Raw genomic sequence first — 23627 nt, 5'->3', positions numbered from 1 at the left:
ATGCGATTAACCCGCAAAACAGACCAGGTTGTCGGCTCTACAGCGTCAGCACTGGGTCTCAACCGTCGTCAGTTCTTGAAATCAGCAGGTCTTGCCACTGGTGGAATCGCTGCGGCGTCCATGCTAGGCACAGGCATGATGCGTAAAGCTCAGGCCCAAGAAGACATAGACCATAATGTTCCCACCGAAGTTAAACGTACTATCTGTTCTCACTGCGCCGTTGGCTGTGGTGTTTATGCAGAAGTACAAAACGGCGTGTGGACAGGCCAAGAACCGGCATTTGACCATCCCTTTAACCAAGGTGGACACTGCGCGAAAGGTGCGGCACTGCGTGAGCATGGCCATGGCGAAAAACGCCTAAAATATCCAATGAAGTTAGAAGGCGGTAAGTGGAAAAGACTCTCTTGGGAACAAGCGATTAATGAAGTCGGCGACAAGATGGCCACGATCCGTCAAGAATCAGGACCAGATTCCGTTTACTTTATGGGTAGCGCCAAGTTCTCTAACGAACAAGCTTATTTGTATCGCAAATTAGCGGCACTATGGGGCACTAACAACGTCGACCATTCTGCTCGTATCTGTCACTCTACCACGGTAGCCGGTGTTGCTAACACTTGGGGCTATGGTGCGCAAACTAACTCTTTAAATGATGTTCGCAACTCTAAATGCATCATGTTTATAGGTTCAAACCCTAGTGAAGCACATCCAGTAGCGATGCAGCACTTTTTGACCGCCAAAGAACGCGGCGCAAAAATTATTGTTGTTGATCCACGTTTCACCCGTACTGCAGCTAAATCTGACGAGTACGTGCATATCCGCCCAGGTACCGATATCCCATTCATTTATGGCCTGTTATGGCACATATTTGAAAATGGCTGGGAAGACACCGAGTTCCTAAAACAACGTGTATACGGTATGGAACGTATCCGCGAAGAAGTGAAAAAATACACCCCAGAAGAAGTTGAGCTAGTTGTCGGCGTACCTAAGGCACAAATGTACCGTGTCGCTAAAATGCTGGCCGAAACCAAACCTGGCACTATCGTTTGGTGTATGGGTGGCACCCAGCACCACGTTGGTAATGCCAACACTCGTTCATACTGTATTTTACAGTTAGCCCTAGGCAACATGGGCGTTTCTGGTGGCGGTACTAACATTCTGCGTGGTCACGATAACGTCCAAGGCGCAACTGACTTTGGTTTGTTATTCGATAACTTACCTGGTTATTACGGTTTAACCACTGGCGCTTGGGCTCACTGGTCAAATGTATGGGATCTGGATCCTAAATGGATTGCTGCCCGTTTTGACCAAGGTGAATACTTAGGTCAAAGCCCACAAACCTCTGCAGGTATCCCTTGTTCTCGCTGGCACGATGGTGTGTTAGAAGATAAAGCTAAAATCGCGCAGAAAGACAATATTCGTCTAGCGTTCTTTTGGGGGCAATCAGTTAACACTGAAACCCGTGGTCGTGAAGTGCGCGAAGCACTGAACAAGATGGACACAGTTGTGGTCGTCGACCCATTCCCAACGATGGCAGGCGTTATGCACCAGCGTCAGGACGGTGTATACCTACTGCCTGCGGCCACGCAGTTTGAAACCTACGGTTCTGTCTCTGCCACTAACCGCTCGTTACAATGGCGTTCAAAGGTTATCGAACCTTTGTTTGAGTCGCTACCTGATCACGTGATCATGTACAAACTCGCTAAAAAAGTCGGTATTGACCAAGAGCTGTTTAAGCACATCAAAGTCAATGGCGAAGAACCTTTAATTGAAGACATTACCCGCGAGTTCAACACGGGTATGTGGACAGTGGGTTACACAGGTCAAAGCCCTGAACGTTTGAAAATGCACCAAGAAAACTGGGGCACTTTTGACGTCAACAGCTTACAAGCACCGGGTGGCCCAGCCAAAGGTGAAATTTATGGTTTACCTTGGCCTTGTTGGGGTACGCCAGAGATGAAACATCCTGGTACCCAAATCCTCTACGACCAATCAAAACACGTTAAAGATGGTGGCGGTAACTTCCGTGCCCGTTATGGTGTTGAACACGATGGCGTCAACATTCTTGCTGATGGTTCTTTCTCTAAAGGCAGTGAAATTCAAGATGGTTTCCCTGAGTTTACCGCCGATATGCTCAAGCAATTGGGTTGGTGGGATGACTTAACCGAAAACGAGAAAAAACACGCTGAAGGCAAAAACTGGAAGACCGATATTTCTGGTGGTATTCAACGTGTGGCAATCAAACACGGTTGTATCCCTTACGGCAACGCTAAGGCGCGTTGTATTGTTTGGACCTTCCCAGACGATATCCCGAAACATCGTGAGCCACTTTACACTCCTCGTCGTGACTTAGTCGCCAAGTACCCAACCTACGAAGACCGTATGGTTGCACGTCTGCCGACCCTGTATAAGTCAATTCAGGACAAAGACTTTGCTAAAGACTTCCCACTGGCACTGACATCTGGTCGCTTAGTGGAATATGAAGGCGGTGGTGAAGAATCTCGTTCTAACCCTTGGCTTGCTGAACTGCAACAAGAAATGTTCATTGAAATCAGCCCAGCCGATGCGGCAGATCGCGGTATCCGTGATGGCGATGACGTTTTTGTACATGGCCCAGAAGGCGCCAAGATTACGGTTAAGGCTATGGTGACACCGCGTGTAATCGCCGGTGAATGTTTTATGCCATACCACTTTGCAGGTGTGTTTGAAGGCGAAAGCCTCGCGAAAAACTATCCCGAAGGCACAGTGCCTTACGTGATCGGTGAATCCGCAAACACTATTTTAACTTATGGCTACGACGTTGTGACTCAGATGCAAGAAACTAAGTCCAGCTTGTGCCAAATCAGCAAAGCCTAACCTACTTGATGAGGAGATAAGCCATTATGGCAGTCATGAAATTTCTGTGTGACACCAAACGCTGCATCGAGTGTAACGGTTGCGTCACGGCATGTAAGAACGAAAACGACTCCGCTCTCGAGTGGGGAATTCAGCGTCGCCGCGTGGTGACGATTAACGATGGTCTACCTGGCGAAGCATCTATTTCAGTGGCATGTATGCACTGTACCGATGCTCCCTGTATGGCTGTATGTCCGGCAGATTGTTTCTACCGTACCGAAGACGGCATAGTGCTACACAACAAAGATACCTGTATCGGTTGTGGTTATTGCTTCTATGCTTGCCCATTTGGTGCACCGCAATTCCCGAAAAAGACAGCCTTTGGTAGTCGTGGCAAGATGGATAAGTGTACTTTCTGTGCCGGTGGTCCAGAAGAAACATTCTCCGAAGCCGAGCGTAAAAAATACGGTGCAAACCGTATTGCTGAGGGCAAGTTACCTATGTGTGCAGAGCTTTGTTCGACTAAAGCGCTACTCGCAGGTGATGCGGAAGTGGTATCAAACATCTACCGTCAACGTATGGCCTCTCGAGGCAATCCTAACGTGATTTGGGGCTACAACCCCAAGACAGGTGAGATTATCTAAGCAGAGCGAGGGTTAGGGAGTTTTCCCTAACCTCTGGCAAGGAGTGAAAATGTTAAACAAACAGTTAAACAAATCACTGCGCAGTCTGTTTGCTCTGTTGGTACTCATCACGGGATTGGGATTAGGTTCAGTCATGAGCGCAACCCCAGTACAAGCAAGTGATCAGCAATCGAGTCAACAACAGGCGACAGCGCAAACCAGTGAGGCCGATCTTTGGCGCGCGGTAAAAGCAGGCGATGCCGGCTATACCACAGCTAAAGGCATAGAAACTGGGGTGTTGATTAACGTTGCCGGTAACCAAGGTAAAGAACTGAGAAACGAATACCTGACCCCAATCATGGCGTTAGCCGTGGTCGGTGTTTTTGGTGCTTTCTTATTATTTTATCTGGTGAATGGTCCATCAAAACTGAGCAAAGGCTTTTCAGGTAAGTTGGTCGCACGTTGGTCTAAGGCGGATCTGTGGATCCACTGGATCATGGCAAGCAGTTGTATTGCACTGATGTTTACCGGTCTAACCATTATGCTAGGTAAGCACGTTGTGCAGCCAATGTTAGGGCCCGATCTTTGGGCGCCATTGATCTACGGTAGCAAAACAATCCACGATTGGGCTGGCCCCATCTTTATCGCGGCTTGGGCGGTATGCGTAGTTAAATGGATGCCACTACAAACCTTTAAAATGTATGATTTAAAATGGTTTTTAGTGGTGGGTGGTTATATCAACTTTGGTCCGTTCAAAGGTAAACACCCAGACAGTGGTTTTGCCAACGCTGGTGAAAAAATGTGGTTTTGGACGCTGATGTTGTTTGGTTTATTCATCAGTGTTTCTGGCATCATGTTGGTCTTACCTGGCTTAGAACTACCCCGTACGGCCTCAATGGCCGCACTGCTGATCCACTCTATCAGCGCGATTATCCTCATTGCCTTTACCATAGTGCATATTTGGATGGCGACCGTACTTAGCGAAGGCGGTATGGAGTGTATGAAGTCGGGTTATTGTGATGAAAACTGGGCCATCCAGCACCATAATCTCTGGTATGACGAAATCAAAGCCAACGGTAGCTTAACCTATAAAGACTAAGTTAAACCGCAGCTTTTATGACCTTAAAACACCTCGCAATGCGAGGTGTTTTTTTATTCATTATTGCCGTAAAAACACGAAAAATTAACAACTAAAATGCCGAGGTAAAAAAAGTCGCTATCCCATGACTCCCAAGGGGTCTGTCAAACTATGAGCCAGTTAACGCTTTAAGAAAACAGCTCTTCATTCCAAGGCCGCAAACTGTTCTAGATCAACTATCACCTACCCCTTTCGGACTAGATTACCACCACGCGCGATGATTGATGGTAAGTAAGATGATTCCATTATCTTCCCCACCATCGAGCTTCACTTTTTGATAACAAGATAACCCAAAATAAAGTCGTGCGAACTTAACACTACACCTTAATTTTAGGAGTCAGCATGAAGCAGCAACCCAGCGATTTATCTCGCCGAACTTTGCTAAAAGCGCTCACCGTCGGCAGCGTAGCAGGTGCCACGATTGCGGCAACGGGCATAAGCGTGGCAAAGGCCAGCGAGAGCAGCAAGGTAACCACTAAAGAATCAAATGGTTACCACGAAACTGCGCATATCAGCAGCTATTACGATAGCTTGCGCAGCTAATCTAGGAGAAGTAAGCGATGAAGTTAACTCGCAAGTCCAATACTGCCCCAGTGGCAGACAAACCGGCGTTAGGCATTAGCCGTCGTCAATTTATGAAGCACGCAGGTATTGCTACTGGCGGTATTGCAGCAGCATCACTCATGGGGACTGGCATGATGCGTCGCGTCGAAGCCAAAGAAGTGCCGCATGATGCCCCCATCGAAGTAAAGCGTACTATTTGTAGTGCCTGTGCGGTCGGTTGTGGTCTATATGCCGAAGTGCAAAATGGCGTCTGGACAGGCCAAGAACCTGCATTCGATCATCCGTTTAACGCCGGTGGTCACTGCGCCAAAGGTGCAGCATTGCGCGAACATGGCCACGGTGAAAAACGCCTGAAATATCCAATGAAACTGGTTGATGGCAAGTGGAAAAAACTTTCTTGGGAAGATGCGATTAACGAAGTGGGCGATCAAATGCTCAACATTCGTAAAGAATCCGGCCCAGACTCAGTGTACTTCATGGGTAGCGCTAAGTTTTCTAACGAAGGTTGCTACATGTACCGCAAATTAGCGGCGATGTGGGGCACAAACAACGTCGACCATTCAGCTCGAATTTGTCACTCTACCACGGTAGCCGGTGTTGCTAACACTTGGGGCTACGGTGCGCAAACTAACTCTTTTAACGATATTCAAAATGCCAATGCTATCTTTCTGATTGGGGCAAACCCAGCAGAAGCTCACCCAGTGGCAATGCAACATATTCTGATCGCAAAAGAAAGAAAACACGCCAAGATTATTGTGGTTGACCCACGTTTCTCCCGCACTGCAGCGCACTCAGACTTACATTGCGCTATCCGTCCAGGTACTGACATTCCTTTTATTTACGGCATGTTATGGCATATTTTTGAAAATGGTTGGGAAGATAAGACCTTTATCAAACAACGCGTTTTCGAGATGGAAAGCATCCGCGCCGAAGTGAAAAAGTTCCCACCTAAAGAAGTGGAAAACATCACCGGCGTAAGCGAAGCAGATGTGTACCAAGCAGCCAAATTGATGGCCGACAACCGTCCTGGCACAGTGATTTGGTGCATGGGTGGTACTCAACATCACGTCGGTAATGCCAACACCCGCGCTTACTGTATTCTGCAATTAGCGCTAGGCAATATGGGCGTTTCTGGCGGCGGCACTAACATTTTCCGTGGTCACGATAACGTCCAAGGCGCAACAGACTTAGGCTTGTTATTTGATAACTTACCCGGTTACTACGGCTTAACAACAGGTGCTTGGACTCACTGGACCCACGTGTGGGACTTGGATATGGAATGGGTTAAAAACCGTTTCGACCAAACGCCTTATTTGGGCAAAGACCCAATGACCACGCCGGGCATTCCTTGTTCTCGCTGGCACGATGGTGTGTTAGAAGAAAAGAGTAAATTAGCGCAGAAAGACAATATCCGTATGGCGTTTTTCTGGGGACAATCGGTTAACACTGAAACCCGCCAGCGTGACGTGCGCGATGCCTTAGATAAGATGGACACCGTCGTTGTTGTCGACCCATTCCCTACTATGGCAGGCGTAATGCACCGTCGTAAGAATGGTGTGTATCTATTACCCGCTGCAACGCAATTTGAAACCGAAGGCTCAGTATCAAACTCTGGCCGCTCGATTCAATGGCGTGAAAAAGTCATAGAGCCACTGTTCGAGTCTAAAACTGACATCGAAATCATGTACCGTTTAGCGCAAAAGCTCGGTATTGATGAGCAATACACTAAACGTATCGCTAAAGAAAACGGCTTACCTGTGATTGAAGATATCACCCGCGAAATTAACCGCGGTATGTGGACTATCGGAATGACGGGGCAAAGCCCTGAGCGCATCAAATTGCATACCCAAAACTGGGGCACTTTTAGTAATAAAACACTCGAAGCGGCCGGCGGCCCAGCGAAGGGCGAAACCTATGGTTTACCTTGGCCATGTTGGGGCACGCCAGAAGCGAAACACCCTGGTACCCAAATTCTGTATAACCAATCAAAACACGTAAAAGACGGTGGTGGTAACTTCCGCGCCCGTTATGGTGTTGAATATAACGGTCAAAACATTCTAGCAGACGGGTCCTACTCAAAAGGTGCTGAAATTCAAGACGGTTATCCAGAGTTTACCGCCGATATGCTTAAGCAGCTGGGGTGGTGGAACGATCTAACCGCCGAAGAAAAAGCAGAAGCTGAAGGCAAAAACTGGAAGACCGACTTGTCAGGCGGCATCGTTCGCGTGGCGATTAAGCATGGTTGTATTCCTTTTGGTAACGCTAAAGCTCGTTGTATTGTTTGGACTTTCCCAGACCAAGTGCCAATTCACCGTGAACCGTTATACACGCCGCGTCGTGACTTGGTAAGCAAATATCCAACCTATGCCGACATGCAAGTGCACCGTCTACCAACACTTTATAAGTCAATTCAAGACCAAGATTTCAGCGGTAAATACCCATTAGCGCTAACCTCTGGTCGTTTAGTGGAATATGAAGGGGGTGGTGAAGAATCTCGTTCTAACCCATGGCTAGCTGAACTTCAACAGGAAATGTTTGTTGAAATGAACCCTGCCGATGCTGCCGATCGCGGTATACGCAACGGTGAAGACGTATGGTTAGAAGGCGCCGAAGGTGGCCGTATTAAGGTACAAGCACTGGTGACCCCAAGGGTTAAACCCGGCGTAACCTTTATGCCATACCACTTTGCCGGTGTGATGCACGGAGAAAGTTTAGCGCCTAACTATCCAGAGGGCACAGTGCCTTATGTTATAGGTGAATCCTGTAACACTGCGATGACCTATGGCTATGATCCTGTGACCCAAATGCAGGAAACCAAGGCGTCACTCTGTCAGATCGTTAAAGCGTAAGTGCAGCTTAAGCTAGGAGAATTGCCATTATGGCTACAATGAAATTTTTGTGTGATACCAAGCGCTGCATCGAATGTAACGGTTGTGTCACTGCCTGTAAAAACGAAAACGACTCCGCTCTTGAGTGGGGAATTCAACGCCGCCGCGTAGTAACGATTAACGATGGCCAACGTGGAGAAGCCTCAATCTCTGTCGCCTGTATGCATTGCAGTGATGCACCTTGCATGGCAGTTTGTCCAGCAAATTGCTTCTACAGAACCGACGACGGCATAGTGCTACATAACAAAGATACCTGTATTGGTTGCGGTTACTGCTTGTACGCCTGTCCGTTTGGCGCACCACAGTTCCCGAAAAAAGGTGCCTTTGGTAGCCGCGGTAAAATGGATAAATGTACTTTCTGTGCCGGCGGCCCAGAAGAAAATCACTCAGACGCAGAACGCCAAAAATACGGCTCAAACCGTATTGCTGAAGGCAAACTGCCCATGTGTGCAGAACTGTGCGCCACTAAAGCCCTGCTAGCAGGTGATGCGGAAATTATTTCGAGCATCTTCCGTGAACGTGTGGCTTACCGTGGTGCTAAAGACGCGGCTTGGAATTAATTCAGGTCAACAGGATCTGTCCACAACTTGGCTACGCCCATCTCGGTAGGTGTAGCTGAGTGAGAGAGGATATATGATAAATAAATGGTTCAAGCACATAGGGTTAGCTATCGCACTGTTATTTAGTGCTGTGTGCTTCGCTAATGGTGGTGAACTGGCTCAAGTTGAACAGTCTGATGCGCAAATGTGGGCACAACTGAAAGATGGCGCCACGGGATACACTACCTCCCAAAGTGAGTTTCACGCTCAACCCATTAATACCTATGATTTACGGGTATTAACGTTACGCAGCGACTGGTTAGCGCCGGCCTTAATGGCAGCGTTATTTGGTATGATTATTATCTTTGTCTTATTTATCAAGGTGAACGGCATTTCTACGCTGCACCATGGTTTTTCTGGCAAGCTGGTGCATCGTTGGTCTAAGTTCGATGTTTCAATCCACTGGTTAGGCGCGATCCCGTGCTTATTGTTGATTTTAACGGGCTTAACCTTACTGGCTGGACGATTCTTTTTCCAACCTTGGTTAGGTGAAGGATTTTGGGCTGGCCTTGTCTACGGTGCCAAACAAATCCATGACGTAATGGCGTTTCCTTTCATGATCGGTTGGGCATTAATGACCGTATTATGGGCGAAAAACCAACTGCCAAAAATGTACGACGTAAAGTGGTTTATGGTGGTCGGTGGCTACATTAACTTTGGTCCATTCAAAGGTAAGCACCCAGATGCGGGTTTTGCTAACGCGGGTGAAAAAATGTGGTTTTGGGCCTTTGCCCTGTTTGGATTAGTGATTTCGGCCTCGGGCATGTTGTTACTCTTCCCTAACCTATTTGAACCTAGCCGTACATTGAGCTTGATAGCACTCGTGCTGCATTCTGTAAGCGCTATCGTGATCTGTGCTTTCTCTATCGTGCACATCTTCATGGCAACCGTGATGTCAGAAGGCGGGATGGAATGTATGGTATCGGGCTACTGTGATGAAAACTGGGCAAGCCAACATCACAACCTGTGGTTTGACGAAATCAAAGCTAACGGCACCTTGAAGTACAAAGAATAAATCTTGTTACTTTAACGATAAAAAAAAGCCTCTGTGAGTTTGCTTACAGAGGCTTTTTCTTTAAAGCCGCCAACTGCTAGCGCACTTCTCTTGATAATATCAAACTGTACAAGTGCAGTTACACCCTGTTATTTTTCCGATTTTTTTTGCTCTAAACTCGCCCAATATCCCGCCAACATAGCGCCTGATAGGTTATGCCATATCGAGAATATCGCGCTAGGGATAGCAGAAATAGGGCTAAAAAACTTAATACACAAAGCCGTAGCGAGGCCGGAATTTTGTAGGCCGACTTCAATAGATATGGTCTTACAAACCGTATGGTTAAAGCCCAATAAGCGGCAGCAAAAGTAGCCCAAGGCAAGGCCCAAACCATTGTGTAAAAATACAGCTAACAAAATAATCGAGCCGACCTTATCAAACTGATCAGCGTTTAGAGCCACAATAATAGTGATCGCCATTACAATCGCTAAAATAGAAATGAGTGGCAGTACCGGAGCGATTTTAGCTACCTGTGATTTAAAAAAATGATTGATAATCACGCCAGCACTGACCGGAATTAACACGATTTTCACCAAGCTCAGCAGCATATCGGTAAAAGGGATATCGATCATCTCACCAATCAGCAGCTTGATAATCAGCGGAGTTAATACCACTCCCGCTAATGTCGACAGTGCCGTCATAGTGATTGATAACGCCACATCACCTTTTGCCAAGTAACAAACGACGTTAGAAGCCGTGCCACCCGCAACGCTACCCACCAAAACCATGCCAATGGTGAGCTCCCTATCTAAGCCCAATAGCTGGCTAATCAATAATGCGCTAAGCGGCATAATTGAGAATTGCAGCACCAACCCTGTGAGTACCGCACGCTTCTGTTTGAAGGCATTAGCAAAATCGAACAGATTTAAGGTAAGCCCCATAGATAGCATGATGACCACCAGCAGCGGCACAATGGCGGATTTAAACTCAATAAAACTATTGGGCATAACATAAGCAAGCACAGCACCACACAATGCCAACAGTGGAAAGAATCGATTTATATTGACCAATATAGCCAGCCTTTTTACCGCAGAGGTTATGTTAACGCTCAGATCATGACAGTCACAATCTAGATAGACAAGCCCGCTATGGGGGATTAAGACTAAATAACCTACGATCGGGATAAGCAGAGCCGCTGAATCGACATCTTTTCGGGCTTCTCTGCGTTGCGCTGCCTAACCATAGCTCGCTATGGCGTACGACAGAGCGCCTTGATATGCACAAAAATCTGCGGATTCAGTCAGAAAATAGATTTTTCGTTTCAAAATAATCATTTATAGCATTGATTTAGTTTGTTAAATTTAGATTTTTCGACACTCATTATCCCTAGTTCAGCTTAAATAAAATAGGGTTAACCGCATTTTAAGCATCCCTTTTGAACCACTTGCCATTAAAAATGCATTGCAGATCACTAAAACATGATCTGCTTAACAAAACACCGTGATTTATATGTTAGGAAGCCGTAACTTGTAACCAGTTCACGTTTTATTGGCAACATACCCGTTAGTCTAATTACGCTAGGTGGTCGTGAATTACCTAAAGCAATTCCGGTATTTACGGTTAGCACTCTCAGATAGGAATCGTTATGTCTTCAATTATCCAAACGCCCAACAGCGCTATCATTAAGCCTTATCAAGCTAATATTACCGTTCCTAACTGGATGCTCAGCTCAATGGAACGGGTGATGCAGTATTATGTCGACAAAAATCTTCGCCTTGATACTATTTCTGCCGAAATGATGCCTGCGCCAGTTGAAGGCAAAAAGTACATGTTATACGCGCATATTCCTTTCTGTCACACCCTATGTTCTTACTGCACCTTCCACCGTTTTATATTTAAGGAAGATAAGGCGCGCGCTTACTTTATCTCGTTGCGTAAAGAAATGGATATGGTCAAAGCATTAGGTTATGACTTTGAATCTATGTACATTGGCGGCGGCACAACCACTGTATTAGAAGATGAATTAGCCCGCACTATTGAGCATGCTAAAACGCTGTTTCCCAGCATTAAAGAAGTGTCCTGCGAGTCCGATCCGCAGCATTTAGACAGCCCAGGGTTTAAACAACTTAAAGGCTTAGTCGATCGCATGTCTATTGGCGTGCAAAGTTTTAATGATGATATTTTAAAGATGACCGACAGACTGGAAAAATTCGGCACAGGTCAGCAAACCTTCGACAAAATCATGGGTGCTAAAGAGCTGTTCCCAATTATTAACGTCGACCTGATTTTTGGTTTCCGTGGCCAAACCGATGAAGTGATCCAGCATGATCTCGACATGGCATCGCGTTTAGACCCAAGACAAATTACCACTTATCCATTGATGATCACCCATCAGACCCGTAAGAGCGTTAAAGGTAAGCTGGCTGCACCACAAGGAGAGATGGCAAACCAATATCGCCAAATATTAAATAGTTTAAATGGCCAATATAATCAATTGTCTGCCTGGGCATTTGGTAAAACCGATAACGAAGGATTTGACGAATACGTTATCGATTACGACGAATATTTAGGCGTGGGTTCTGGCTCATTCAGCTTTTTAAATGATACCCTTTACGTCAATACCTTCTCATTGCGTAAGTACCAAGAGCGCGTTGCCGCAGGGAAAATGGGCGTTGAGCAGCAAAAGAACTACAGCAAAAAAGATGTGATGCAGTATCGCTTCTTGCTCGGTATGTTCTCTGGCCGTTTATCACGTAAATATTTCCGTGATAATTTTGGCGTCAATTTAGATACAGCCTTATTTAAAGAAATGACCTCAATGAAGTTAATTGGCGCGATCAAAAATGACCCAACGGATCCCGATAATTTGATCGTGACCGACAACGGTAAGATGATGGGCTTATTAATGATGAAAGAGTTTTACTCAGGCATGGATAACGTGCGTGCTCAATTACGCAAACCACTCAAGCCTTGCGATATGTAATACTTATTGATGCTGGCGTTAATGAAGATTCAATAGGCCCTTTAGAGGGCCTTTTTGTTAACTCGGTTTAAAGGTAATCTTGGCTTAATTTGACGATAAAATGTAATCCCCAATCATAAAGGAGTATGGGTTATGGGTTTTAATTCACAGGAAAAACAAGCATTACTGGCACTTAAAGGCGTAGGCCCGACGGTGATTCAGCGCTTTGAAGAAATTGGTATCCATTCTCTACAGCAATTAGCACAACACGAAGTCGATGATATTGCCAACTTGGTCGCCAGTATGCTGCGCACCACGTGCTGGAAAAACAGCCCCCAAGCACGGAACGCCATAGGTGCGGCCATTGAGCTTGCGCGCACGCACCCGTTAGTAAAATAGTCATTGGTAAATACAGCTAATAAAAAGCCAGAGTGATTCACTCTGGCTCTAGTTTAAGTGTTAGCAAAAAGGTGTCAGCTTAAAAACTGTAAGTCATACCTAACCAATAACGACGACCATCTTCGATATAGCCGTATTCTTCTTCGGTAATGTCTTTATCAAAGGCGTTATAAATACCCGCACTAAATTTCACACTATCGTTCAATTGATAATTCGCACCCAAATCCAGTAACGTGTAAGAAGGCGCAATTAAACTCCTCGACGACGGCCCTGTCGTAGGCTGGCTTTCTTCGCCACGGTAATTCACCCTCAGCCAAGTGCTGAAATTATCAATAGGCTCATAGTTCACTGATGCTTGAATCAAATGCTTAGGCAATTGATTTAATGGACTGCCTTTATAAGCACCCGTCTTTTGCTCCGAATCCGTATAAGTGTAATTACCCGTTAAGCTCAAGTTTGAGCGAATGCGGTAGTCAACACTCAACTCAATCCCTTGAGTTACAGCATCGTCAATATTCACATACGTTGTCGGGTCGGAACCAAACTGATTAGGGCCATCGGTACATTGGGTTGCAGGGCACGCCACGCGGGTAATTTTATCTTTAAATTCGTTATAGAACACCCCTGCACTGGCAGTAATGCTCTCTGTAAGATCCGAATATAAGCCAAGCTCATAGTTAATGGACGTTTCAGGCTGTAAATCCGGATTACCATACATGTTACCGCCACGACTCACTTGCCCCCAATCGCGCACGGTCTGGCGTAAGCTCGGTGCTTTAAAGCCCGTCGATACCCCACCTTTTAAAGTGGTGCTGTCGGTTAATCCCCACACGCCGTAAACTCGCGGGCTAACATGGTTACCAAAGTTTTCATCATCATCAAAGCGCAGTCCCATGGTCAGCGCAAAATTATCGACGATACGCCATTCATCTTCAGAAAATACTGACCATTGGTTACGGCTAATATCAGTTAAATCACTAATCTTATTACCTGTCTTATCCGTTAAATCCTGATGATTAAATGCCGCACCAAAGGTCGCGGTATGGCTTTGGCCTAATGTGGTAAGCAAACTAGATTGAGCATCTGTGTTAGTGATTTTCATCTTGCGGGTTTTGTTATCAAATACCTCATGCTTGATATAGGTATCCGACGTACCAAAATCCCAGCGCCCTGTGTGTGAAAGCGAAAGCGTACTATTGTCATATTCGGTGGTCGAAGAAGCGGGGCAACCGTTACGACCGCAGGTTTCACCAGGTGCTAAGGGGGCGACCGTTTTACCTAAGCTACTATCAAGCTCTTGATTAGATACGCCCATTTCAAACATGATATCGTGGTTTTCGTTAGGAGTAAGTGCAAATCTTGCTGTCAGATTCGTCGCATCACGACCACGATAACCACCATAGATTTGATCTTCTTCACGTTGGGTATATTGACCGTAGAGCTGCATCCCCAACAGATCTTTAATCACACCACCGTTAACAAAAAAATTACTCTGGTATACGTTGCCTGATGTGGATTTTTCCTGCAAGGTCGTATCGAGTCGTAATTCCCCCTGCCACTCATTGGGTACCTTGCGAGTAATAATATTGATTACACCGCCAATCGCATCCGAACCATAAAGTGATGACATTGGCCCACGAACAACCTCAATTCTATCAATAGCCGCCAATGGCGGCGTCCAAGCGCCTTCAACGCCTGGGCCATCGCTATTAGTCCGTGTTTCACGCGAAGATTGACGCTTACCATCGACTAAAATTAACGTATATTGGCTACCCATACCTCGCAGGCTAATATCCTGCCGGTCAGCGCCGCCGGTGATAACCACGCCAGGGACTTCTAACATGGCATCGGTTAAGTCGCGGTAAAAACGGTTATCTAAATCCTCACGGGTGATCACGCTGATAGAAGCGGGTGCATCGCGAATTTGCTGTTCAAAACCCGAGGCGGTCACCACGATTCTTTCCATCATCTTTTCTTTATCTGGTGCGGTATCGGCAAGGACACTTGTTACAGGTACTGCGGGTAACAAACATAAAGCAGTGATCATTTGGGCGAGGTATTTCTTACGACTTAACAACATAACCGACAAGTCTCCATTGAGTTAACATCTTTTAAATGAGAATAGTTTTCAATACGGCAATGTATCCCTATGTTACAATCAGCTCAAGTTAGACTTTAGGTATTCACTTGTAAGAGCGACTTAACAATGAATAAAAACATGATTAAAGGGATGATCGTTTTTACGACTATCGTAGAAAGGGGCTCAATGAGCGCCGCAGCGCAGCAGTTAAATCTTAGCTCGTCAGCGGTGAGCCAACAGGTGACTAAACTTGAAATGGACATGGGGATCAGCCTGCTGCACCGTAATACTCGTAACCTCACGCTTACTGAGGCTGGCAGTTTGTTCTATAAGAATTGCTGCAAAGTTATCGCGATAGTTGAAACCACAGAGCAGAAACTTAATAACTTGAAAGGGATCCCTTCGGGGGAATTGAAAATTGCCGCGCCCATAGGATTTGGCGGCGGCCTGTTGAGCGAGCCCTTTAAGTATCTGTTAGCAGCCCATCCACAAATTAGTTTGAATTTACTGCTACAGGATGGCCCGATAGATATAGTCAACGACGGTATTGATTTGGCGATTTGCATCGGCCCTTTATCTGATTCCAACTTAATTGCCCGCCATTTGGCTGATTGGCGTATGTTGCTGTGTGTCTCACCCGATTACTTACCCATGCATAAAAATATTCACCATCCAACTGAATTAGCAGCCTTTAATCGAGTTAACCATACTTATGCCAGAGTAAATCATGCCTGCACTAAGAGCGAAATATTAACCCATAATCACAGCCAAGCGCGCTTTGAGCTTGCAAGCTCACGAATTGCGGTTAACAACATGCAGGCGTTAATTCAGTTCACTCTTGATGGCCTAGGGTTTGCCGCCCTGCCAGAGCCTGAAATTTACAAATACCTAAAAAGCGGCCAGCTTGTGACTCTATTACCAGAATGGTCACTCAGTACCTATAAAGTTTACAGCGTGACATCGGCGCGGGATAAGCAGCCCGCAAAAGTGAAAGAAGCTTTAAACACCCTCAGCCAATATTTTGGTCAGAGTGGTTTTTGCCAACCCGTGAAACGCGGCGCCGCTTAAGATTTAATACCATAAACGCTGAGTTAATTTTTTTAGTAAAAACATAAAGGAAATATTTAGGCGCGAACTTCGTGCTTACTCTAGTTAACCTAAACTCGGAATTGTGGCTGTGGTAACTGATTAACTTTATGGCCTTATCCACAAAATTAATGCTTCAGAGGTCATTTTTTCGTTATCAAAACAACGTTGCGACTAATGGCGAGCGAGTAGTCGCAACGTTAATGCAAATAAAGAGGGAATAATCTGTAGAGTCGCAAGGCTTATCGAGTTCGAGTTAGTTAACACACTAACTATGCCTAAACGATAAGTGACTGCTGAACTCGGCTAATGATCAACTCTCGCAGCCATTTATGGCTCAGATCGTGTTCAAAATGTTTATGCCACATCAGCAAGTAAGCGCCGGGGATTAAGTGAATAGGCGAAGGTAAATATTGCAGATCAAAGGATTTCATCAAGGCTAAGGCGTAACGGGAAGGCGCGCAGAGAATTAAATCGCTTTGTTCACATAAGGAGAGCGCACTCTGAAAATCGGTCATATTCACTGCAATATCGCGCTTACGCCCTTCAAGCTGCAACACATCATCCAGCAGCCAATGCTCTAGGCCACCAAAAGCCACTTGTAACTGACGATAACTCAAAAAAGTTTCTAAATTCCACTCCTGTTTTAACGCAGGATGATCGCGGCGCATTAAACATACTGAGTAATCTTGTACTAATTCGACATAAGAGAGATCGTCTGATATATCATTCACATGCATGGGCGAACGCTCATCCCATTCACGGCAACCAATCGCCAAATCAATATCACAACGCAGTAATCTGTCCATAGTATCAAGGCGCCACGTTTGGCAATTAATACTCACACTCGGGGCTTGTACCAACAACTCAGGCATAAAATAAGGCAGAGTGAGCGAGTAAGTCGTTTCGACTAAATGCATTCTAAATTGGCGCTGACTTAAGGCGGGTTCAAAACTATCTGGCCGCGTAAATTGGGCTAATTGTTGTAGGCATTGGCGTAACTCAGGCGCAAGGGATAACGCCTTAGGTGTGGGTTTAAGACCATAGGCGGTTCGCTCAAACAACGGATCATCAAATACTTCCCTAAGACGAGTCAGCTGTTTACTCACCGCCGATTGGCTTAAATGCAAACGAGCTGCCGCAGCGGTAACACTGCGCTCTTCTAGTAGAATTTCAAGCACGGGCAGTAAATTCAGATCTAGTCGTTTTAACATCTACTTCTCATTTATCTCAACATATTACTACGGACGATTTTTTTTAAATGGGTAGATGCTGAACTTCGGCGGCAACTTCATCAACACCAGCGACAATAAAATTACGCCAATCCCCGCCCATTGGCGAAAATCAAAGGTTTCACCGACGATTAATACCCCCAATAGTACCGCGACCACAGGGTTAACTAATGCCACCATACCCATAATGTCTGGCCCTAAATGTCGCATCGACCACAACCAAGCCCAGTAGGCTAGCGCGGTGTTGGCTATCACTAACCAGATAAGTGAAGGCACCACGTGCATCGCTGGTAATTGTGGCGCACCAGACATAAACCACGCCAGCGGAATTAACATCAATCCCCCCAAGAATAACTGCCACGCGGTCAGCACTAAGTAGTCACCCACATCCCATCGTTGCATCCAGCGGGATGACAAAGCCACTAGGGTTGTCGCCCCCAACATGCAGAGCACGCCGATAGGATCAAGATCCGCTGAAGGGTTGAGCAGTAACATTACCCCACCAAGTCCCATTAACCCCAATAGTAACCACTTCATTCCCGGACGCTTTTTGTCAATAACCCAAGCTAAGATGATGAAAATTAACGGCAGAGTGGCACCTAATGTGCCCGCCACTGCGCCAGGTAAACGATAAGCCCCAATAAACAACAAAGCAAAGAAGGCACCGATATTACAAAAAGAAAGTAAAGATAACTTTGACCATGCCAGAGTCGGCAAACGAGGGCGCAGCATCAGCAGCAAAATCCCTGCGGGTAAAGCGCGCCATACGGCTACCCAGTAAGGCGACATATCTTGTAAATACAAATTAACTAACGCATAAGTCGTACCCCAAAATACCGGGGCGAGTAAGGCTATGACAAAAGGCATAATGAGTCTTTAAGAAGTATCTTGATGTAGAGATATGTTATCTTGAGGCGAATAAACTAGCAAGCATTGTCTGAATCCTAACAACATAAGCATGACAAACACTGCGTTTGGGCGTAGTTTACCGTATAATCAGCCGTCATTTTCTACAGGCGGGCAAGCATGTTCCATATCGCACTCTATGAGCCAGAAATCGCACCTAATACAGGCAATATTATTCGTTTATGCGCTAACAATGGCTGCCAACTGCATTTAATTGAACCTTTAGGTTTTGATTTAGAAGAAAAAAAATTACGTCGAGCCGGCTTAGATTATGCCGATTTAACTAACGTCACTCGGCATAAAAACTTTGATGCCTTTCTCGATGCTATGGCGGGCAAGCGCATTATGGCCTGTACCACTAAGGGAAGTCGCCCACATTCAGAACTTCGTTTTGCAAAAGATGATGTACTGCTATTTGGCCCAGAAACCCGCGGTTTACCGATGGCCATTATCGAGTCGATTCCTACCGAACAAAGATTACGTATCCCTATGGCCGCCACGAGTCGTAGTTTAAACCTCTCTAATGCGGTGGCGATTATCAGCTATGAAGCTTGGCGTCAGCTAGATTTTACAGGCGCACTGTAAGCAAACTTCAGTTAAATACCATTGAGGGTAAGCTGAATTAACGATTAAGGAGATGGCGCGACAGGTGTCATCTCTATGCCGCGAAATAGCTGGTAGCGGTCAATATCATCATCTAAATACTGAATATTTTGCGTCCACAGCCATGCGCCAGCAGGCGTTTTGGTATCAAAGAGTAGTTGGATCAATGCGGGTCGTGTGCTGACAATCCCTTCTCCTAGCAGTGAATAATCGCCATTTTGACGATATAAGCTAAACACTTGCTGTTTATCTTCTGCTACACCGTCGTAGTAGGTCAGCAGCACTTGTGAACCTTGTTCCCGAAACCACCAAGTTTCGCTAAAAGGCGCCCTCGTGCCAATACTCACAGATAAGATTAACTGCCGCTGATCTTGGGAGCAAAAACCATTGACTGTGACTTTTTTAGGAATTTCCCCAACTTTGGCAGAATCACCCGCCCACTGTCCGACAAATTGAGGGCAAAAATCCTTAAAACTGACCTTAGCCGCTAAAGCCGAAGTCGGCAGTAGGGCAAAAAGAGTTAGTGCTACGCCTAAGTAGATGTTGATTCTTGTATGACTTATTTTTAAATGCCGCCTTTGTGGACCATCTTTTTGCTTAAACCGCATTTCCCCACCTAAACGCCTATGGTTAATATCCTTACTATGGGCAAAAAGTAAAAGGTCTGCAATGCAGACCTTTTAAATTGATAACTAAGGCAAAGACTTAAGTTTTGCGCACGCAGCTTTAGTTTACTGACCAAACCCTGTGGCATTAATATCCACTGTATGTACTGTGCCGTATTTAGCGGCGATGGGTGCTATTTTAGCGGCATTGCCAATCAACACAAATTGTAGATTTTTTTGCGGAAAGTAAGCCTTAACTAACCTTTGGGTTTCTTCTAAGGTCAAGCCATCGACCTTAGCCTGAAACTCATTGATAAACTTATCATCAAAACCATACAGATACATGCCTGACAAGAGTCCCGCCAGCTGGCCTGATGTTTCAAACTTAGGTGGGAACTGGCCTTTCACATAAGCTTTAGCTGAATCTAAGGTGGCTTGATCAACGCCTTTCTCCCACAAACGAGCATAGGTTTTTAAAGCTAAATCCATTGCTTCTTGGGTGGTTTCCGTCTTAGTGAAAGTGCTAATAGTAAACACACCTGCATCGGTATACGGCGTAAAACCTGAGCGCGCACCATAAGTTAACCCGGCATTCACCCGCAGCTCATCGTTAAGCCAAGAGGTAAAACGGCCACCTAAAATAGTGTTCACTACGGTTAAACCCACATAGTCTGGGTTGTCACGGCTAATACCTAAACCGCCGATCACGAACGTGGTTTCGATGGCATCGGGTTTATCCACCAGCAAAACTTTAGCTGTAGTCAACTGAGGTAAGCCTTGGTTTAAGTCAGGCTGCACTAGCTTTTCACTGCCCTGCCACTGACCAAAGGTTTGCGTCAGCTTGGCCTTCATGGCGGCAATATCAAAGTCCCCCACCACAGTAATCGCAGTATTGGCTGGTTGGTAGTAACTCTTATGGAAAGCACGCAGTTGCGACACTGTTACTTGTTCAAGCGATTCACTATTACCCGAAGCCGCATTCCCATAAGGATGGGCGCCGAACACTAGCTTATCGAAGTAACGCCCAATCACCGCACGCGGGCTTTCTTTATCTTGCTGCAAACCCGCAATGGCGCGCTGTTTGAGTTTATCAAACTCGGCGACATCAAAGTCTGGCGTTAACATCGCCGCACTAAATAAACTCAGCATGACATCAGTATCTTTCGCCATAAAATCGGCGCTAAGATAGCTGCCTTCTTTATCCGCTTCAGCACCTAAACTTGCACCGAGAAAATCTATTTGTTGCTCGATATCTGCCTTAGATTTACCCGCCGCACCTAACAGTAAGCCTTCCGCCGTCATTTGCGCTACGCCTGCGGTAGTGTCATTGACAGCACCCGCACGCACCACGGCATTTAAAGTAATTAATGGTACTTCGCGCTGCGGCATTAAATACACGGTTAAGCCATTATCTAGTACGAACTTGTCATAACTTGGCATCACAAAGCTGCCAGTATCAACACGTTTTGGCGCCGATGTCGTAGCACAACCTGCTAAAGCTAAACTTGTGCCTAGGGCTAATGCGGCCATTAACTTAGAGGGTTTCCTAGGTGATGCCATCTTAAGTAATTTCATTGCTGTCGATTTCGCTGACGTTGATTTCATTGAGAAGACTCCTCGGTTGCCGCCAGCACAGCTACAGTGCGATTCGATTTACGTAAATAGGTTTGGGCAACACGTTGAATATCCGCGCTTGTCACCTGATTATAGGCTTCTGGCGCATTAAATAACTTATCGTAATTGCCAAAATACATCTCATAGGTGCCTATAGTATTGGCCTTACCATTAATGGTTTCCATCGAACGATAAAAATCCATCAACTTGATATTTTTAACTTTATCTAGTTCTTGCTGAGTAACACCATTCGTCGCAATCGCATCAATTTGTTCAATCAGCGCGCGTTCCAATGTCGAAGCTTTCACCTCGGGCGTGGCAACGCCCATCACATAGAAGAGGTTAGGATCGACCGACATCGGCATGTAGGTTTGCGCTTCTAAGGCCACTTGTTTATCAACCAGTGATTGATAAAAACGCGAGCTATTCCCTTGACTTAAAATAGAGCTTAATAAATCCAACGCATAAAAATCTGCGTGAGTCGCCGCCGGAATATGGTAAGCCAACATGACATTAGGTGTGCTCACCGACGCCTTTTGCACAAAAGTACGACGCTCACCCTTTTGCTCAGGTTCAACGGTGCGAATCGCTTTAGGCGGAGTTTGTGCAGGAATAGGCGCAAAGTACTTGTCGGCCAAAGCTTTAACTTGGGCAAGCTTTACATCACCCGCAATCACCACCACAGCATTATTCGGCGCGTAATAGGTTTTGTGGTACTGCACGAGATCTTCCAGCGTCCAAGCGGCGATATCCGACTCATGGCCGATCACCGACCAAGAATAAGGATGAGCTAAAAATGCCACGCCTTTAATTTCGCCTTCAAGGGCATTCCAGTTAGAGTTTTCTAAACCAGTGGAACGCTCAGACTGCACTACGCCACGCTCACTATCGACCATAGTTTGGTTGATATCTAAGTTAGCGATACGGTCGGCTTCAAGATCGAACATAGTTTCGAGCGCATTAGCGGGGAACCAATCGGTATAAACCGTCATGTCTTCAGTGGTATACGCATTGTTCGCGCCACCTGCGGCTTCCATAGTACGGTCGAACATTTTCGGGCCATACTTTTTTGAACCGTTAAACATCATGTGCTCGAAAAAATGTGAAATACCGGTAATGCCGGGCGCTTCGTTACGTGAACCGACTTTCCAAAACAAATACATGTTGGCATTGGGAATTGAGGCATCTTCTAGCACCATGATTTTCATGCCGTTATCTAGCGTGAAACTCTTAATGTCTTCTGCCGTGGTGGCCTGTGCTTGGCTTAAGGGATTCAAAAGTCCCATTGCCAATACAAGAGCCGATAGCGTGCGCTTCATCTTGTTCGCTCCTTGCTGTAAATATCCACATATGAAAGCAAATCATTTAACAAATCAAGTACAAATAGCTCAGCTCAAGCTGATTTTTTGTAAGCTAAAGCTTTCGTAAGCTCAAGCTAGTGAGGTCTTTATCTTTCACCTAGGGTTTGAAGGCAGCATTAACAAAAATGGGTGTAATCGATAGCATCTATTTTAGGTGCAGCCTAAAAAATGAACATTATCATTAGGCTGTTATAAAACAACAATAGTTATAATGATAGCTTTAAAAAATCTAACCACTTGTTTTTATAAAATAAAAATATACACTGCCCGCATCTTAATCATTGAACGACATGAAATAAAATAATGAAACCATTAGCACTAACTTTTTTATCAGCCTCCATTATCGCCTTAACAGCTTGTGGTGGTGGCGATGATAATGCAGAGAACCTAACGACTGAACAGGTACTCTCATTGGCTAGGAACACAAATTCAGCCAATCAAAATTACCCTGACAGTGCGACCAATGAACTGTTAATGAAAACACCTGAGGCAGTCACTTACTATCTAGGTGATGGTGTTTTGCGTTGGTCTACAGAAACTCAAATCCCCTTATACTTTGTCTCCATTGACGGTGCTAATCCACCTCAAACATTGATTGATGGTGTCGCTCAATTAGAGTCACGTTTAGGTGATATTTTCACCGATTTTAAACTACTGACCTGGGACGTACAGCAATATCGGGACACAAATGCGTCCGATGAAAATATGGGTAATGATACTTTTGATAAAGCCTTTTTCATGGCACAAAATAACTTATCAGAAGGCGGTATGATTCTTTCAATTGATTCTGGCTACTATGATAAGCAATATTCCAACAATGCCCAGAATATGTGCGCTAACTCATCCATAGCGCCTTTCAGTGGTGCTTTACAAATCCTGTGGGACAAGACCGGTTATACCTACAGCAAAGAAAATCTGATTTGGACCAATATGGGAAATAACCACGGTTGCAAATGGAACACACAAACAGTAATGCATGAGTTAGCGCACGGTATGGGCATGTACCAACATTTTGAGCCTCAGTTTGGTTCTTGGTCTGATGGAGCGTTCGATGTTCTAGCGACTCTTTACCATAATGCACCAGGCACCAAGTGGGCCGATCTTCAAGTCAGCACCCTATAAATAATCTTCAAATGCTGAT

General features: G+C 45.6%; 19 protein-coding genes. 12 read left to right on the top strand and 7 right to left on the bottom strand.

The window, feature by feature from the left end:
* The 7 genes from C9I43_RS17505 to C9I43_RS17475 all read left to right on the top strand — a co-directional run bounded on the left by C9I43_RS17505 (position 1) and on the right by C9I43_RS17475 (position 9659).
* Positions 1–2853, top strand: coding sequence for a molybdopterin-dependent oxidoreductase (locus tag C9I43_RS17505; protein ID WP_076497215.1), 2853 nt, complete (start codon positions 1–3; stop codon positions 2851–2853).
* A 26-nt stretch (positions 2854–2879) separates the two neighbouring features.
* Positions 2880–3476, top strand: a complete 597-nt coding sequence (fdh3B, locus tag C9I43_RS17500; protein WP_076497216.1) for a formate dehydrogenase FDH3 subunit beta — start codon at positions 2880–2882, stop codon at positions 3474–3476.
* A gap of 49 nt (positions 3477–3525) precedes the next feature.
* Entirely contained in the window at positions 3526–4554 is a 1029-nt protein-coding gene (locus C9I43_RS17495) for a formate dehydrogenase subunit gamma (protein ID WP_107884855.1), read from the top strand.
* 381 nt (positions 4555–4935) lie between these two features.
* Entirely contained in the window at positions 4936–5136 is a 201-nt protein-coding gene (locus C9I43_RS17490; protein ID WP_076497218.1) for a twin-arginine translocation signal domain-containing protein, read from the top strand.
* Positions 5137–5153: 17 nt separating this feature from the next.
* A complete protein-coding gene (locus C9I43_RS17485) occupies positions 5154–8006 on the top strand; it encodes a molybdopterin-dependent oxidoreductase (RefSeq protein WP_107884853.1) in 2853 nt (950 codons plus the stop codon).
* Positions 8007–8035: 29 nt separating this feature from the next.
* The gene (gene fdh3B, locus C9I43_RS17480) at positions 8036–8605 is read left to right on the top strand and encodes a formate dehydrogenase FDH3 subunit beta (protein WP_076497220.1); all 570 of its coding nucleotides are present in this window, start codon (positions 8036–8038) and stop codon (positions 8603–8605) included.
* 76 nt (positions 8606–8681) lie between these two features.
* The gene (locus C9I43_RS17475; RefSeq protein ID WP_076497499.1) at positions 8682–9659 is read left to right on the top strand and encodes a formate dehydrogenase subunit gamma; all 978 of its coding nucleotides are present in this window, start codon (positions 8682–8684) and stop codon (positions 9657–9659) included.
* 128 nt (positions 9660–9787) lie between these two features.
* Here C9I43_RS17475 and C9I43_RS17470 read toward each other — a convergent pair whose 3' ends face one another.
* Positions 9788–10711, bottom strand: coding sequence for a bile acid:sodium symporter family protein (locus C9I43_RS17470; RefSeq protein ID WP_181317935.1), 924 nt, complete (start codon positions 10709–10711; stop codon positions 9788–9790).
* Positions 10712–11283: 572 nt separating this feature from the next.
* Between C9I43_RS17470 and C9I43_RS17465 the strand changes: the two genes are divergently transcribed.
* Complete coding sequence (locus tag C9I43_RS17465) at positions 11284–12621, top strand: coproporphyrinogen III oxidase family protein (RefSeq protein WP_107884849.1); 1338 nt, start codon at positions 11284–11286, stop codon at positions 12619–12621.
* A gap of 132 nt (positions 12622–12753) precedes the next feature.
* Positions 12754–12999, top strand: coding sequence for a hypothetical protein (locus tag C9I43_RS17460; protein ID WP_107884847.1), 246 nt, complete (start codon positions 12754–12756; stop codon positions 12997–12999).
* A 79-nt stretch (positions 13000–13078) separates the two neighbouring features.
* Here the strand turns inward: C9I43_RS17460 and C9I43_RS17455 are convergent, their stop codons facing one another.
* The gene (locus C9I43_RS17455; RefSeq protein ID WP_107884845.1) at positions 13079–15079 is read right to left on the bottom strand and encodes a ligand-gated channel protein; all 2001 of its coding nucleotides are present in this window, start codon (positions 15077–15079) and stop codon (positions 13079–13081) included.
* Positions 15080–15205: 126 nt separating this feature from the next.
* Between C9I43_RS17455 and C9I43_RS17450 the strand changes: the two genes are divergently transcribed.
* Entirely contained in the window at positions 15206–16147 is a 942-nt protein-coding gene (locus tag C9I43_RS17450; RefSeq protein ID WP_107884843.1) for a LysR family transcriptional regulator, read from the top strand.
* 296 nt (positions 16148–16443) lie between these two features.
* Here the strand turns inward: C9I43_RS17450 and C9I43_RS17445 are convergent, their stop codons facing one another.
* Both C9I43_RS17445 and C9I43_RS17440 read right to left on the bottom strand, forming a co-directional pair.
* Complete coding sequence (locus tag C9I43_RS17445) at positions 16444–17379, bottom strand: LysR family transcriptional regulator (protein ID WP_107884841.1); 936 nt, start codon at positions 17377–17379, stop codon at positions 16444–16446.
* A 27-nt stretch (positions 17380–17406) separates the two neighbouring features.
* Positions 17407–18264, bottom strand: a complete 858-nt coding sequence (locus C9I43_RS17440; protein ID WP_076497227.1) for a DMT family transporter — start codon at positions 18262–18264, stop codon at positions 17407–17409.
* Between the two features lie 159 nt (positions 18265–18423).
* Here C9I43_RS17440 and trmL point away from each other — a divergent pair, with 159 nt between their 5' ends.
* Entirely contained in the window at positions 18424–18888 is a 465-nt protein-coding gene (trmL, locus tag C9I43_RS17435; RefSeq protein WP_107884839.1) for a tRNA (uridine(34)/cytosine(34)/5-carboxymethylaminomethyluridine(34)-2'-O)-methyltransferase TrmL, read from the top strand.
* Between the two features lie 44 nt (positions 18889–18932).
* Here the strand turns inward: trmL and C9I43_RS17430 are convergent, their stop codons facing one another.
* The 3 genes from C9I43_RS17430 to C9I43_RS17420 form a co-directional block, all read right to left on the bottom strand.
* Positions 18933–19514, bottom strand: a complete 582-nt coding sequence (locus C9I43_RS17430) for a hypothetical protein (RefSeq protein WP_107884837.1) — start codon at positions 19512–19514, stop codon at positions 18933–18935.
* 123 nt (positions 19515–19637) lie between these two features.
* Positions 19638–21116: a M16 family metallopeptidase gene (locus C9I43_RS17425; RefSeq protein WP_107884835.1), complete on the bottom strand. Its 1479-nt coding sequence runs from the start codon at positions 21114–21116 to the stop codon at positions 19638–19640.
* A complete protein-coding gene (locus C9I43_RS17420; RefSeq protein WP_107884833.1) occupies positions 21113–22444 on the bottom strand; it encodes a M16 family metallopeptidase in 1332 nt (443 codons plus the stop codon). Before C9I43_RS17420 ends, C9I43_RS17425 begins: the two co-directional genes overlap by 4 nt.
* Positions 22445–22789: 345 nt before the next feature.
* Between C9I43_RS17420 and C9I43_RS17415 the strand changes: the two genes are divergently transcribed.
* Positions 22790–23608 carry a hypothetical protein gene (locus C9I43_RS17415; RefSeq protein ID WP_107884831.1) on the top strand — a complete coding sequence of 273 codons (819 nt, stop codon included), beginning with the start codon at positions 22790–22792 and terminating at the stop codon, positions 23606–23608.
* Positions 23609–23627: the final 19 nt, after the last annotated feature.

It is taken from the genome of Shewanella morhuae (genome assembly GCF_003028295.1).
GTDB lineage: Bacteria > Pseudomonadota > Gammaproteobacteria > Enterobacterales > Shewanellaceae > Shewanella > Shewanella morhuae.
Note: the sequence above shows the minus strand (reverse complement) of the source record. Positions and strands in the feature narration are given on the sequence as shown.